Source organism: Amycolatopsis sp. SID8362, assembly GCF_010550475.1.
Lineage (GTDB): Bacteria > Actinomycetota > Actinomycetes > Mycobacteriales > Pseudonocardiaceae > Amycolatopsis > Amycolatopsis eburnea.
Genome location: NZ_JAAGNB010001659.1, coordinates 1 through 13,784, shown reverse-complemented (window position 1 = coordinate 13,784; position 13,784 = coordinate 1). Strand labels below are relative to the sequence as shown.

The window sequence follows — 13,784 nt, the reverse complement described above, 5'->3', positions numbered from 1 at the left end:
ACCGCGGCCGCCGCCAGCGCGATCGCCGTCGCGAACAGCAGCCAGATCAACGCGCGTGCCTCGCCCGCGGTGCCGCGGCGCAGCAGGAGCGCGACCGCGGCGACCAGCCCGAGCAGCAGGAAGCCCTGGTGCGCGAGCGCGAAGCCGGACAGGTACGGCCAGCCGGTGCCGACCGTCGAGCCGACCCCGGCGCCGAGCTTCGCGGCCAGCGGCGCCGGCAGGTAGTGCTGGTAGAACGTCATCCGCCAGGCCAGCCGCGGGATGAGGAACACCAGCGCGCCCAGCAGGTAGCCGACCGGCGCCCACCAGCTGTGCTGCTTCTTCGCGGCGGCGCCGGCCAGCCACAGACCGCCGAGCACGGCCACGACGAGCCCTTCCGGGCTGGTCATGACCGCGAAGGCGACCAGCACCCCGGCGACGACCGGGCGGCGCGCCGCGAGCGAGTAGCCGACGGCGAGGACGAGCAGCACGAACAGCGGGACCTCGGAGCCGGACGGCCCGTAGACGGCCAGTCCGCCGGCGCTCGCCGTGAGCACCGCGGCGGCGACGCCGATCGCGGCGCGCGGCTCGCTGCCCTCCGCGGTGGCCGCGGCGACGATCCGGTTGACCAGGAAGTAGGCCAGCAGCACGCAGCCGAGCGCGGCGGCGACCCCGAACACGACGGCGGTGGTGTCGACCTCGGCGCCGAACGCGGCCCGCGGCAGCGCGATCAGCACCAGCCAGAAGAAGTTCGTGTAGCCCTCGACGCGTTCGCCGGGGTTGAAGACCGGCCCGTTGCCGTCGGCGATGTTCTGCGCGTACCGGAAGGACACCAGCGCGTCCTCGGTGACGGTCGCGAACAGCAGCTGGTGGAGCAGCGAGAGGCCGAGGGTGAGCGCGAGGACCGTGCCGCGCCAGCCGCGTTCGGCGTCGAGGCGGGTCCAGGACAGGACGACGATCGCGGCGAGGACGAGCCACGCCACCACGACCGCGTAGACCACCCGTCCCCCTCACGTCGTCCCCCGCGTCCGCCCGGCCGGGCGGCACCGCCAGGTTATCGGCCATCGGCGGCGGTGCGTTTCCTTCGGTTTACCCCGGGCGATCGAAAAGACCGAAGATCGCCTACTCCGCGTTAGTCAATCAAGGAAATTCACTCGTCAATATAACCCGATCGGGTGGCAGGTTCGACGGTCGAAGTGACGTCGCCGAAATGCCGGAACGGACTACTCACCCCGCGACGCACGGGCGATCTTCGGCGGCTTACTCTCCACCGTGCTTTCCGTCTGTACCGCCATTGTCGTCATCGCCGTCCCGGGACTGCTGATCGGTCTCGCGGCCGGTTTGCGCGGCTGGGCATTGGCCGGGCTGGCGCCCTTGGCGAGCTACGCGGCCGGCGGCCTGACCGGACCGTGGACCGCGGCGCTCGGCGTGCCCTTCAACGCGCTGACTTACGCCGTTTCCACCGTCGTTTTCGCCGGGGTCGCGTTCGGTGCCCGGAAACTGGCGGTGCGCCGCCGGCCGCCGGAGCCCGAACCCGGGTTGTGGGCGCGCCGCGGGCACGTCGCGGTGGTGGCGTGCGTGCTCGCCGCGGCCGCGGTCGGCATGGCCGCGGCCCTGCTCGGGATGGGCAGGCTCGGCGCGCTGCCGCAGGGCTTCGACGCGGTCTACCACGGCAACGCGGTCCGCTACATCGCCGACACCGGCGACGGCGGCCTGTTCGGCACCGGCCACGTGAACTGGTACGGCGACGCGGCGCCGGTGTTCTACCCGAACGGGTACCACCTGCTGGCCTCGGTGACGTACCGGCTGAGCGGCGCGTCGATCCCGGAGACGCTGGACGCGAACACCGTGCTGCTGCCGGGCTTGCTCGCGTTGTCGCTGGTGACGCTGGTGCGGGAGTTCCGCGGTCGCGCGGTGCTCGCCGGCGCGGTGGCGCTGACGGCGGTGGCGCCGGTGATGGGCGTCTACGAGTCGATGGACCGCGGCCCGCTGCTGCCGTTCGCGCTGGGCGTGGCGCTGACGCCGCTGGGCGCGGTGGCGCTGCACCGGTACCTGCAGCGGCCGGCGCCGGACACCGGGTTCGTGCTGGTCCTGGCCGCGGTAGGCCTGCTGTGCGTGCACTCGTCGACGTTGTTCGGCGGGATCCTGTTCGCCGGGCCGCTGCTGGTGCAGCGCTGGCTCACGGCGTGGCGCCGGATCGGCCGCGACCTGCTCGCGCTGCTGCCGATCGCGCTGGTGTCGCTGGTGGTGGCGTGGCTGCAGCTGTCCGGCGCCCTGGGCCTGGCCAACGGCGCGGTGCCGTACTACGGCTGGCCAAGCGAGTACCGCGCGACGACGGCGCTGGGGGCGCTGCTGGGGTTCCAGCACTTCGAGCCGCACCCGCAGATCTGGCTGTCGGTGGCGTTGTTCCTGGGCATCGTGTTCTTCGCCAGGGCGGGCGCGCTGCGCTGGATCGGCCTGACGGCGGCGGTGACGGGCCTGGCCTACGTCGCGGTGGCGTCGTCGAACGCCCCGATCGTGATGGCGCTGTCCCGCCCGTGGTGGGACGACCCGTACCGCTTCTTCTCGATGGCGGCGATCCCGCTGTCCGTCCTGGCCGCGCACGGCCTGGCGTCGACGCAGGCGTGGCTGCGCGACCGGCTGCCCGCCCGGATCCCGGCGGCCGCGACCGCGGCGGTGGTGCTGCTGGGGTTCGCGCTGCTGTCGAACGGCTTGTACGTCCGCTCCAACGGCGCCCGCGTGTACACCGGCTACCAGGCGGCGGACCCGGCGAAGCAGCGCACGACCCCCGGGGAGATCGCCGCCATGGCGGAACTCGGCCGGCTCGCGCGCCCGGGCGAGTGGGCGATGAACGACCGTTTCGACGGAACGGCGTGGACCTATGCTTTGTCGGGTATTCGCACGGTCGCTGGGCATTTCGACGAAACTTTGCCACCGACGGACGCACGGTTGCTGGCGGACCGGTTCAGGGATTACGCGACCGACCCCGAGGTGCGCGCCGCGGTGCGGCGGTTGAACATCCATTGGGTGATTTTGGGCAAACCGTCTACGGAGCCGGGAAAGCCTTATCAGGCGGGGTTGATCGGATTGGCGGGCGCGCCGTTCTTGCAGGAGGCTTTCCGCAACTCGGACGCGGTGATCTACCGGCTGGTGGCTTGAGGCCGGGGCGCCGCCCGGGCAGCTCGGACGCGCCGCCAGGCCCGCGGAGCGCCAGGCGCTCGGTCCGCTGCGGGCAGGGGCCGAGGTCGGTCAGGCCGGGCGAGTTGTCCACATGTGCGTAAGCCCTGTGGACAACCTGTGGGCAACTCCGGTCAGGCGGTCGTCGTCACCGGGCGGGTCGAGCGGGCCGCCACCGCGGCGATGCCCGCCGTCAGGAGGTCGGCGACCGTGAACATCACCCGGGAGGCGACCGCGAAGGCCGTGGCCTGGCCGACCGTCAGGCCGCTCGCCGTCAGGACCGCTACCTGGGCCACCTCGCGGACGCCGACGCCGCTGGGGAGGATGAACGCGAACGTGCCGACCGTCATCGCCACCGCCATCGCGCCCACGCAGAGCACGAAGCCGCTGAAGCCCGGGGTGCCCACCGAGTTGGCCAGCAGCCAGAGGTGGATGCCCTGCAGGCACCACGCCGCCGTCGAGGCGCCGAAGACCTTGCCGACCACCTTCCAGCCCAGCGGGTGGGCCAGCGGCGGGCGGCGGAGGATGCGCAGCACCAGCGACGTGCCCCAGGTCAGGACCTTCGGGTGCAGCATGACCAGGCCGACCGGGATGAGCACGAACAGCCACAGCGCGCGCGGGCTGTTGCTGAACACCGCCGGGGCCGCCAGGAGCGACACCACCAGCGCCGAGACCACGCCCACGCCCAGCTGGATCAGGGAGCCGGTGAAGATCCGGGCCCTGGCCAGGCCCGCCTTGCGGCCGAGCTCCATCTGCAGGAGGTACGCCCACACCGAGCCCGGTACGTACTTGCCGAGCGAGCCGACCAGGCAGATCTGGGCGCCGCGGGCGTAACCGATCGGCTTGCCGAGGTCGTCGACCATCACCTGCCAGCCCCAGGTCGAGACCATGATCGCCGCGACCAGGGCGAGCAGGCTCAGCAGCGACGACTGCCAGGCGACGTCGCGCAGGGTGTGCCAGAACTCGCCCCAGTTCGAGGCGAGCTGCTTGGCCGCGAAGCCGATGACCAGCAGGATCGCGACCCATCTGACGACGTCGAGGACCTTCGCCTTGGTGGACTTCGGCGGCTTGCCGGCGGCCGGCAAGTCCTCAACTGTCGTCATCGACGGGTCTCCTCAGGCCTGCACCGTGACCAGGCGGCTGAACTCGGAGAGCAGATCGTAACCGTCCCAGACCGCCGAGAACGTCAGGGCGCTGCCGAACGGCACGATCCGGTCGACTCCGCGACCCGCCAGCTCGTGTGCGAACGCCGTCAGCTCTTCGGTGGTAAAGCCGAATTGGCTGACCGTCTGGTCCTTGCGGAGGACGATCGGCACCAGATCGGACAAAGTGGACACCTGGGCGTTGGCGAACGTGCCCGCGCCGAGCCACTCGCGCGGCAGCACCGCCGGGTCGGCCAGCTCCAGGGTGGCCAGCCCGTTGCCGTCGAACGCGATCTCCTTGACCAGGCCGTCGACCGCCGCGCCGTACGCCGACACGCGCTTCTGGACCGCCATCGCGGGCTCGGTGACGTGCTGTTTCACCGCCAGCACCGCGGCCAGCAGGGTGCGGAACTCCTGGCCGGCCTCGCGCGCGCCGGACTCGTCGCCGACCCAGAACACCGCGCGCGGCGACGAGCAGGCGGCCTGGTCGAACCAGTACGAGTCGTTGTAGAAGCCCTCGGCGGCCGCGCGACGCTCTTCCGACGACGCCCGCTGCCAGCCCGCCACCGAAGCGACGGCGAAGGACGAGCGGTCCGGGAACGTCAGGTCGCGCGCGTGCGGCGCGAGCGGGTACTTCCGCAGCGCCGCGACCGAGCCGTCGCCGCCCCAGATGACGCGCAGGTCGGCGGCCAGCGACAGGGCGCCGCTCACCTCGTCACTGCGGTCGTAGGTGACCATGCGCTGGGTAGCCGTGACCGCCTCCGCGACCGAAGCGTCCACTTCGGACAACGCGGCGTTCAGCGCCTCCAGCACCGCCTCCGCGGCACCCGCCGACCGCGACGAGACGCGGACGACGTTGTGGTTGCCCGCCAGCGCCGACAGCGCCCACGAGTAGACGAAGATCGTGTCGACGTTCGCCGGCGGCACGTGGAACACCAGCCCGCGCGGGAACCGCAGGGCGTTCCCCGAAGTGTCCAGAGTGGACAACGCCTTGGCGATCTCGCCCTTGCGCAGGAAGAAGCCGAGCGACGCCAGCTCCGGGAACCGGCGCGCGGTGGCCGGGGCCAGCAGCTTGCGGGCGAACTTCGTGACGAACTCGACGATCCGCGGGTCGCCGACGCGCAGCCGGCCACCCGGTGGCTCGGTGCGCAGCTGCGCGACCAGGTCGCCGGCCGAAACGGCGTCCGCCAGGGGGAAACGCTGGGTCAGGGACGTCATGCCGCCGCTCCCGAGAAGGTGTCCGAACAGCCGCGGGCCTCGGCCTTGGGCAGCCGGCCGAGCACGGAGAAGTGCTTGCCCGGCCAGTCACCGTCGTCGATGCCGTTGTAGACGCCGAGGTCCTCGGTGAGCAGCACGTGGCCCGGGTACGACTTCGGCAGCGTCGAGACGACCTCGATCACGCCCGGCTCGCCGACCGGCTGCTCTTCCCACGTCTCCGGGTTCCGGATCACGACGTCGGCGAAGTCCGGGCAGTACAGCGAGTTGCCGGACGGTCCCTCGAGGAACACGGTGCCGATCTGCTCGATCATCCCGTAGTAGTTGTGGATCCGGGTCAGGCCGGTGTCCTCTTTGAACCGCCGCCGGAACTCGGTGTTGTCCACCGCGCGGTCGATCAGCTTCTTCCAGCCACCGCTGTGGATCAGGATGCCGTTCGACAGGTCGAGGCCGTTGTCCCGCGCTACCTCGTACAGGTACAGCCAGACCATGAACGTGAAGCCGAAGATCAGGAAGGGCTTGTCGCCGTACTCGGCCAGGAACTTCTTGACGGCTTCGACGTCGGGCTTGTCGTTCTCGTCGAGCACGTACGTGTGCTTGCGCCCGAAGTTCGCCATGCCCAGCACGCCCGCGCCGCGCGCGGAGAACGAACGGCGGTTCTTGATGATGCCGATGGTGTCGACCATCAGCATCGGCAGCCGCTCGCCGCCCAGTACCTCCTGCAGGGTGGCGCCGAGCTGCTTGGTCTGCGCGCCCGCCGCCTCCTTGTCCAGGTAGATCCGCGACGCGCCGGCGCCGGTCGTGCCCGACGACGTCAGCGTCTTGAAGACCTCGCTGTCCGGCACCGACTTCAGGTCGTGCGTCTTGAACATCCGCACCGGCAGCCACGGCAGCTCCGCGATCGAGCCGAAAGCGGCGTCCGGCGCGATTCCCAGCGACGACAGGATGCGTTCGTAGCCTTCGGAATTCGCCCGGTGGTGGGCCGTCAGCGAGGCGAGTTCGGGCAGCAGCAAGGCTTCCCGATCGGCCTGCGACCGCGTGAACACGCTCATACCCGCCCCTCCAAGGTCCGGTAGTCGATCTTGCCGCTGGCCAGCAGCGGCACGGTTTCGATCGGGCGCACGTCGAAGCCGCTGGCGTGCAGGTGCAGCCGCTCGGACAGCGCCCGCGACGCGTCCTTGCAGATGTCCTTGTCGACGCCCTCGGCGAACAGCACGACCTTGTCGCCGGCGGCCACGGCCGCCACCACGTCGATCCCGACCGCCGCGGTGCGCACGGCTTGCTCGAGGTCGTCGAGGCTGACGCGGTTGCCGAACACCTTGCCGATGCGCTTGAGCCGCCCGGTGATGAACAGGTACCCCTCTTCGTCGAGGTACCCGAGGTCACCGGTGGCGAGCACGCCGCCGTATTCGTCGCCCTTGGCCAGGCCGGACTCGTCGTCCGCGTAACCCAGCATCACATTGGGCCCACGGTAGACGACCTCACCGACAATTTTCGGGTGCGTGGTCTCCGAACCGTCGTCGCGCCGGACCGCGAACTTCCCGCCCGGCAGCGCCGGCCCGGCGGAACCGAGCTTTTCGGCCAGTCTTTCGGCGGGCACCGTCGTCATCCGCGGCGAGGCCTCGGTCTGGCCGTACATGACGTACATCCGGCCGCCGACGGCCAGCATCTTCTCGTTGAACTCGGCGATCAGGTCGTCGCGCAGCTTCCCGCCGGCCTGCGTCAGCGTGCGCAGCGTCGGGTACTTCGCGGGGTCGAACTTGAGCCGCCGCAGCATTTCGTAGTGGTACGGGACGCCCGAGAGGGACGTGACGCCGTAGGTGTTGACCGCGTCCCAGAAGCCGCGGCCGAGCACGCCGGACGGCTCGATCACGATGGTCGCGTCCCGCACCAGGTGCGAGTTCAGCACCGACAGGCCGTAGCTGTAGTGCAGCGGCAGGCAGGTGGGCGCGACCTCGTCGGCGTCGATGTGCAGCACCTGCGCGATGGCGTCGGCGTTGGCCAGTACCGCCTGCCGCGAGAGCCGCACGAGCTTCGGGTTGCCGGTCGACCCGCTGGTCGGCAGCAGGACGGCCAGGTCGGGGTGCGGCTGCACGCCCTCGGCGGAGTCCCGGACCCAGTCGTCGCCCCGCACGGTGTAGCCATCGGGCGCGTCGCCCGAAGCCGACAGCACCGCCGCCGGCCGGAAGCGCGAGACCAGCCCGGCCAGCACGTCGGCGTCCAGCGCCGGGTCGATCAGCGCGATCGCCCGGCCGGATTCGAACGCGCCCAGGTAGGTCAGCACGCTCGGCAGGTCGACCGACATCCGCGCGAACACGACGCCGACCGGCAGCCCGGCCAGCGCTTCCATGGAGCGGCCGACCTCGGCCGACAGTTCCGCGCCCGCCAGCGTGCGGCCCCCGGCCACATCGACCAGCCGGGCTCCCGCACCCAACAGCGTCACAACACCAAGCCTCCGTCGACGCCCAGCACCTGCCCGGTGATGAACGAAGCCTCATCACCCACCAGGAACCGGATCGCGTTCGCCACTTCTTCCGCGCGGCCGAGGCGCCCGAGCGGCGTCTTGCCCGCGTTCTCGGCCTTCGCGTCTTCGCTCAGGCCCGCGGTCAGATCGGTTTCGATCACGCCCGGCGCGACCGCGTTGACGCGGATGCCGGACCGGCCGAGCTCCTTCGCCGCCGACCGCGCGATGTTCGCCACCGCCGCCTTCGACGCCGCGTACACCGTCTGACCGGCGCTGCCGTGCTCGCCGACGATCGACGCGAGCACGACGATCGAGCCGGTCTTCTTCCGCATCATCGCCCGCGCCGCGGCCTGGACGGTGTGCAGCGTGCCGGCGACGTTCGTGTTCAGCGTCGTGTCGACCAGCTCTTCCTTGATCATGCCGAGGAGCGCGTCCTCCATGATCCCGGCGTTCGCCACGACAATGTCGAGCTTGCCGTGCTCCTTCGCGACGCCCCGGACGACCGTCGAGACCGCTTTCGCGTCGGTGACGTCGAGGGCGAGCCCGGACGCCGCGCCCGCCGAAGCGGCCGCTTCCTTGGCGCGAGCCTCGTCGCGGCCGGTGAGCACCACCGTCGCGCCCGCCTCCGCCAGAGCGCGGGCGGTGGCCAGGCCGATCCCCCGCGTCCCGCCGGTGACGAGCGCGACGCGACCGGAAAGATCAGTCATTCTTCGACTGGAGCTCGGTGACCATGTCCACGGCGACCTTGAAGCTCGACATGTCGATGACCTGGTCGGTGTCGAACTCGACGTCGAACTCGTCTTCGATGGCCGCGACCAGCGCCATGTGGCCGACCGAGTCCCACGCCTCGAGGTCGCGGTACTTCAGGTTCTCGACGTCCACGTCGGCGTCGAGGTCCAGCGCCTCGACGAAGACCTCGCGCAGCTTGGGGGCGACATCCGCCATGTTCGTGACTCCTAGTGCTCGTCGCGCGGGCGAGCGTCCCACGCCTTTACCAAGGTAGAGAGGTCGCCGGGCAGCGTGACGTCCGGGAGACCTTCCTTGCCCTTCAGCCACGGCCCGAGGGCTTCGATCGTCTCCTCGTCGAGGCCGCGGCGGGACAGGCCCACGACGTTGACGCCGGTGACGCGGGCCGGGTTGCCGACGGCGATGGTGAACGCGCCGATCTCGCGGCGCACCGCGGAGCCCATGCCGATCATCGCGCCGGGGCCGATCACGACCTTCTGGTGCAGGATCGCGCCCATGCCGAGGTTGGCGCCGTCCCAGATGTGGCAGTGGCCACCGGTGACGGCGTTCGACGCGATCGTCACGGCGTCGCCGACCAGGCAGTCGTGCGCGATGTGGGAGTTGCGGAGGTAGTAGCCGTCGCTGCCGATCGTCGTCGTCCGCCAGGTCCCTTGGTGGACACTCACGTACTCGCGGAGGCGGTTGCGGCTGCCGATGACCACGCCGTGGCCGTCGTGATCCGGGTCACCGACGGGCGTCTCGTCCCAGGCCGCGGGGTGGGGGCGGCCGCGATCCTCGCCGGGCGTGCCGATCGTCACGTGCGGGCCGATCCAGTTGCCGTCGCCGACGCGGGTGGGCCCGACGATCACCGCGAACGGCCCGATGACGTTTTCCTCGCCGAGTTCGACGCCTTCGCCGATGACGGCGGTCGGGTGGATGCGGTTGGCCACGGGTGGTCGTCCGTTCGTCGGCGGCTGGGTACTGGGCGTGCTACCGCGCCCGGTAACGTGTGGCCCGCGTTGTTGCAGGGAGGCCGGGCGCAGAACCGGCGGCCCACTGTACCGGACGCGCCGAAATCGCCTGCCGAGAGAGACTGCCCATGATCCCCATCACTGTGGTCGACGTCCGCGACGCGGAGGACCTCGTCGTCGAGGTGCTGCGCTCCGGCGCCATCGCACAGGGACCGATGGTCAAGCGCTTCGAAGACGCCTTCGCGGCCGTCTCCGGGACGAAGCACGCGATCGCGGTCAACAACGGGACCACCGCGCTGGTCGCCGCCCTCCAGGTCCTCGACCTGAAGCCGGGTGACGAGGTCATCACCTCGCCGTTCACCTTCGTCGCGACCCTCAACGCGATCCTCGAGGCCGGCGCGACCGTCCGGTTCGCCGACATCCGGCGCGACGACTTCGCGATCGACCCCGACGCCGTCGCGGCCGCGGTCACCGACCGCACGAAGGTGCTCATGCCGGTGCACCTCTACGGCCAGACCGCGGACATGGGCAAGCTGGCCCCGCTGGCCGCCGAGCACGGCCTCCAGGTGATCGAGGACTCGGCGCAGGCCGTCGGGGCGTCGTTCGAGGGCAAGCAGGCCGGCTCGTTCGGCATCGGCTGCTTCTCGCTGTACGCGACGAAGAACATCACCACCGCCGAGGGCGGCGTCATCACGACGGACGACGACGTGCTGGCCGACAAGCTGCGCGTGCTGCGCAACCAGGGCATGCGCGCCCGCTACCAGTACGAGGTCGCCGGGCACAACTACCGGATGACCGACCTGCACGCGGCCGTCGGCATCCCGCAGCTGGCGAAGCTCGACCAGCTGACCGCCGCCCGCCAGGCCAACGCGAAGCGGCTGTCCGAGGGTCTCGCGGGCACGCTGGGCCTCGACGTCCCGAAGGTGCTGCCGGGCCGCGAGCACGTGTGGCACCAGTACACCGTGCTGGTCGGGCCGCACGCGTTCCTCTCGCGCGACGAGCTGGCCGCGGCGCTCACCGAGCGCGGCATCGGCAACGGCATCTACTACCCCAAGATCGTCTTCGACTACGAGTGCTACGCGGGTCACGACCTGATCCCGGGCGCGCGCGTCGAGGACTTCCCAGTCGCGAAGGCCGTTTCGGAGCAGGCCCTTTCGCTGCCGGTGCACCCGCACCTGACCGAGTCCGACCTGGACACCATCATCGAAACCGTTCGCGAGGTACTGGGCGCATGACGCATCGGATCGCTCTTGTCGGTACCGGGAACATGGGTTCCCTCCACGCTCGCGTGCTCGCCGGGAACGAGCGCGTCGACCTGGTCCGCGTGATCGATCCGCGCGAGGAAGCGGGCAAGGCCGTCGCCGACCGCTACGAAACCCGGTGGACGCCGGAGATCGGCTCGCTGTCCGATGTGGACGCCGTCGTGCTGGCGTCGGCCACCGAGGCGCACTACGACCTGGCGCAGGAGATCCTCGGCCAGGGCAAGCCGATGCTGGTGGAAAAGCCGGTCTGCAACAGCTTCGAGAAGTCCCAGGAGATCGTGGGCCTGTCGGCGAAGAAGGACGTCCCGCTGATGTGCGGGCTCCTGGAGCGCTACAACCCGGCGGTCATGACCGCGCGGGCGCTGGTGAACGAGCCGGTGCACCTGATGGCCCGCCGCCACGGCCCGTACGCGCCGCGCATCAAGACCGGCGTCGCGTGGGACCTCCTGGTGCACGACGTCGACCTGGCGATCCAGTTCTTCGGCGGCGCGACCCCGGCCCGCGTGACGTCCGGCGCGGGGTACTTCCACCCGTCGTCGGTCGAGGGCGCGGAGGACACCATCGAGACGGTGCTGTCGTTCCCGACCGGCCTGGCCACGGTGTCGGCGTCGCGGCTGGGCCAGAAGAAGGTCCGCTCGCTGGTGGTGTCGGAGCTGGACCGGCTGATCGAGATCGACCTGCTGCGCCGCGACGTCACGATCTACCGCCACGTCTCGCACGACTCCGTCACCCCGGACGGCCTCGGCTACCGCCAGCAGACGGTGATCGAGATCCCGGAGCTGGTCACCGCCCGCGAGCCGCTGGCCACCCAGCTGGACCGCTTCTGCGACCTGCTGGAGGGCAAGGTCGACGCCGACACCGAGCGCGACCTGATCCTGCCTTCGCACCACGTGGTCGAGCAGGTGCTCACGCAGGCTGCGGCCTAGCTGACCGGCGCCGGGAACGCGGCCGGGCTCCGGCTGCCGTCGGGGCCCACCGCGCGGACGCCGAAGAAGACGTTGTCCTTGGACAGGTCGATCTTCGCCGTCCGCGCCGGGCCGACGTCGAGGGCGTGCGTCCAGTCCGGGGCCGTCGTCTCGCGCCAGACGACCTCGTAGCCCGTGGCGCCCGGGGTGGCGTCCCAGAGCAGTTCGGAGTCGTTCGTCAGCGCGGCCGTGCGGATCTTCACGCCCTTCGGCGTTCCCGGCGCCGTCGCCAGCGACCACAGCGCGGCGCCGTTGACCCGCGCCACCCTGGCGATGAACGGGAAGTCGCAGAACTCCGGCAGATCGCCGTACTGGACACCGTTTTCGACGCGGACGTCCTGGTGCTGGTGCGCGAAGTCCTCGTTCGGCTCGGTGAACCGCGCCGCCGGGTAGCCCTGCTCCAGGAAACCGATGTGGTCGCCGCCGCGCAGGTAGCGGTCGCGGCGGTAGATCACGCGGACCGTCATGCCGGTCGCGTCGTTCTCCGCCACCGACTTCACGAACCGGGCCAGCTGCCGCGGCGGGGAGTCGTTCTCGCCCCCGATGCTGCGGCGCAGGTTCGCCTCGGCCGGCGTCTCCGCGGTCGGCACGCCCTCGGCGAAGAGGCGGATCGTGAACGGGTCGCGCGTGCCGTCGTCGGCGCGGCTGGACCCGACGATGTCGTCGGTGAACATCGCCTGGACGTCGGTGCCGGCCGCCTTGAACTGCTTCGCCATGAACCGCGAGCCGTACAGGCCCTGCTCTTCGCCCGCGACGGCGGCGAAGACGATCGTGGCCGCCGGCTGACGGGTCGAGAGCACCCGCGCCAGTTCCAGCGCGACCGCGACGCCCGAAGCGTCGTCGTCCGCGCCCGGTGCGTCCCCGGTGAAGTCCATGACGTCGGTGCGGCGCGAGTCGTAGTGCCCCGAAACGACGTACACGCGTTCCGGGTCGGTGGACCCGTGCAGCGTCGCGACGACGTTGGTGATCGTGGTCGGCACCGGGATCCGGTCGGCGGGTGGCTGGACGTACGACTGCAGCTCGACGGTCAGCCGTCCGCCGGAAGCGGCCGCGATCTGCTGGTACTGCGCGAAGAGCCAGTCGCGCGCGGCGCCGATGCCGCGGACCGGGTCGTCCTGGGCGGACAGCGTGTGCCGCGTGCCGAACGCGGCCAGCCGCCGGACGGTCGCTTCGATCCGCCGTTCGTCGACCTGGCGGAGCAGGGCTCGCAGCTGGGGGCCGGGACGCTGCGGGCGGACCGGGCCGCCGGGGCCGCGGTCGCCGAGTTCGGTGGCGCCGGCCGGGGCCGCGGACACCGCCAGCCCGAGTGCGGCCGTCGCGGTGAGGAACGCTCGTCGAGAGGTCACGGTGGGTTTCTTACGCCCGCGGTGCCCCGGCGGGTACCGCCTACTTGGTGAGCCGCTTCCCGGCGGCGTCGTAGGCGATCAGCGGCGTCAGGACGGCGGAGTTCGGGACCACGACCGGGTCGAACCAGAAGACGACCACGTTCGGGTCCCCGGTCCACCGCGCCAGGCTCGCGTCGACGGTCTTGCCGTGCACCGTCGTCGTGATCCGCGCCGCCTGGCCGGCGAAGTAGCCGAAGACGGGGATGACCTCGTTGCCGGAGAGCTCGCCGCCGTCGGTGGCGTGGAAGCCGAACGACCGGTCGGAACCGTGGAACTCGTTCGTCATCAGCACGGACTCGAGCGTCTGCCCGGAGCGGAACCCGGCCACCAGCCCGAAGTGGATGTCCGGCAGCTCGGGCGCGTCGACCGCCCGCGCGAAGAAGACGATCTCGCCGCGGGCCGTCTTGATCCCGGTCCCGATGACGTCCCCGATCGGCTGCTCCGCGGCCGGCGCGGCGGTCGACGGCGCCGACGTCGTCGACACGGGCGCGGGCGGCT

At 71.1% G+C, this 13,784-nt stretch carries 12 protein-coding genes and 1 pseudogene; 3 read left to right on the top strand and 10 right to left on the bottom strand.

Features of this window, described 5'->3' with window-relative positions; translation table 11 throughout:
- Nucleotides 1-980, bottom strand: a pseudogene (locus G3I65_RS50960) (hypothetical protein); the annotation flags it as partial.
- A 271-nt stretch (nucleotides 981-1,251) separates the two neighbouring features.
- Here G3I65_RS50960 and G3I65_RS50955 point away from each other — a divergent pair.
- The gene (locus tag G3I65_RS50955; protein WP_160703122.1) at nucleotides 1,252-3,138 is read left to right on the top strand and encodes a DUF6541 family protein; all 1,887 of its coding nucleotides are present in this window, start codon (nucleotides 1,252-1,254) and stop codon (nucleotides 3,136-3,138) included.
- 152 nt (nucleotides 3,139-3,290) lie between these two features.
- On the opposite strand, the gene G3I65_RS50950 is transcribed toward G3I65_RS50955, so the two are convergent.
- The 7 genes from G3I65_RS50950 to G3I65_RS50920 are packed head-to-tail and all read right to left on the bottom strand — an operon-like array spanning nucleotide 3,291 to nucleotide 9,653.
- Nucleotides 3,291-4,259 (bottom strand): lysylphosphatidylglycerol synthase transmembrane domain-containing protein, encoded by a 969-nt coding sequence (locus tag G3I65_RS50950; protein ID WP_160703120.1) that lies wholly within the window; start codon nucleotides 4,257-4,259, stop codon nucleotides 3,291-3,293.
- 12 nt (nucleotides 4,260-4,271) lie between these two features.
- On the bottom strand, nucleotides 4,272-5,516 hold the full coding sequence (locus G3I65_RS50945) for an acyl-CoA reductase (protein ID WP_160703118.1): 1,245 nt from the start codon (nucleotides 5,514-5,516) through the stop codon (nucleotides 4,272-4,274).
- The gene (locus tag G3I65_RS50940; RefSeq protein ID WP_160703116.1) at nucleotides 5,513-6,565 is read right to left on the bottom strand and encodes an acyl-protein synthetase; all 1,053 of its coding nucleotides are present in this window, start codon (nucleotides 6,563-6,565) and stop codon (nucleotides 5,513-5,515) included. The genes G3I65_RS50945 and G3I65_RS50940 overlap by 4 nt, the downstream gene beginning before the upstream one ends.
- A complete protein-coding gene (locus G3I65_RS50935) occupies nucleotides 6,562-7,956 on the bottom strand; it encodes an AMP-binding protein (RefSeq protein ID WP_160703114.1) in 1,395 nt (464 codons plus the stop codon). Before G3I65_RS50935 ends, G3I65_RS50940 begins: the two co-directional genes overlap by 4 nt.
- Nucleotides 7,953-8,684 carry an SDR family NAD(P)-dependent oxidoreductase gene (locus G3I65_RS50930; RefSeq protein WP_160703112.1) on the bottom strand — a complete coding sequence of 244 codons (732 nt, stop codon included), beginning with the start codon at nucleotides 8,682-8,684 and terminating at the stop codon, nucleotides 7,953-7,955. Before G3I65_RS50930 ends, G3I65_RS50935 begins: the two co-directional genes overlap by 4 nt.
- A complete protein-coding gene (locus tag G3I65_RS50925; protein ID WP_086861949.1) occupies nucleotides 8,677-8,922 on the bottom strand; it encodes an acyl carrier protein in 246 nt (81 codons plus the stop codon). Before G3I65_RS50925 ends, G3I65_RS50930 begins: the two co-directional genes overlap by 8 nt.
- An 11-nt stretch (nucleotides 8,923-8,933) precedes the next feature.
- Complete coding sequence (locus tag G3I65_RS50920) at nucleotides 8,934-9,653, bottom strand: UDP-N-acetylglucosamine acyltransferase (RefSeq protein ID WP_160703110.1); 720 nt, start codon at nucleotides 9,651-9,653, stop codon at nucleotides 8,934-8,936.
- A 149-nt stretch (nucleotides 9,654-9,802) separates the two neighbouring features.
- Here G3I65_RS50920 and G3I65_RS50915 point away from each other — a divergent pair, with 149 nt between their 5' ends.
- Together G3I65_RS50915 and G3I65_RS50910 are read left to right on the top strand one after the other, a co-directional pair.
- On the top strand, nucleotides 9,803-10,909 hold the full coding sequence (locus G3I65_RS50915; protein ID WP_160703108.1) for a DegT/DnrJ/EryC1/StrS aminotransferase family protein: 1,107 nt from the start codon (nucleotides 9,803-9,805) through the stop codon (nucleotides 10,907-10,909).
- Entirely contained in the window at nucleotides 10,906-11,862 is a 957-nt protein-coding gene (locus G3I65_RS50910) for a Gfo/Idh/MocA family protein (protein WP_125305971.1), read from the top strand. Before G3I65_RS50915 ends, G3I65_RS50910 begins: the two co-directional genes overlap by 4 nt.
- Here G3I65_RS50910 and G3I65_RS50905 read toward each other — a convergent pair.
- A complete protein-coding gene (locus tag G3I65_RS50905; RefSeq protein WP_160703106.1) occupies nucleotides 11,859-13,247 on the bottom strand; it encodes a M20/M25/M40 family metallo-hydrolase in 1,389 nt (462 codons plus the stop codon). The genes G3I65_RS50910 and G3I65_RS50905 overlap by 4 nt on opposite strands.
- A 40-nt stretch (nucleotides 13,248-13,287) precedes the next feature.
- A partial coding sequence (locus G3I65_RS50900) for a hypothetical protein (protein ID WP_160703104.1) occupies nucleotides 13,288-13,784 on the bottom strand: 497 nt, incomplete at its 5' end.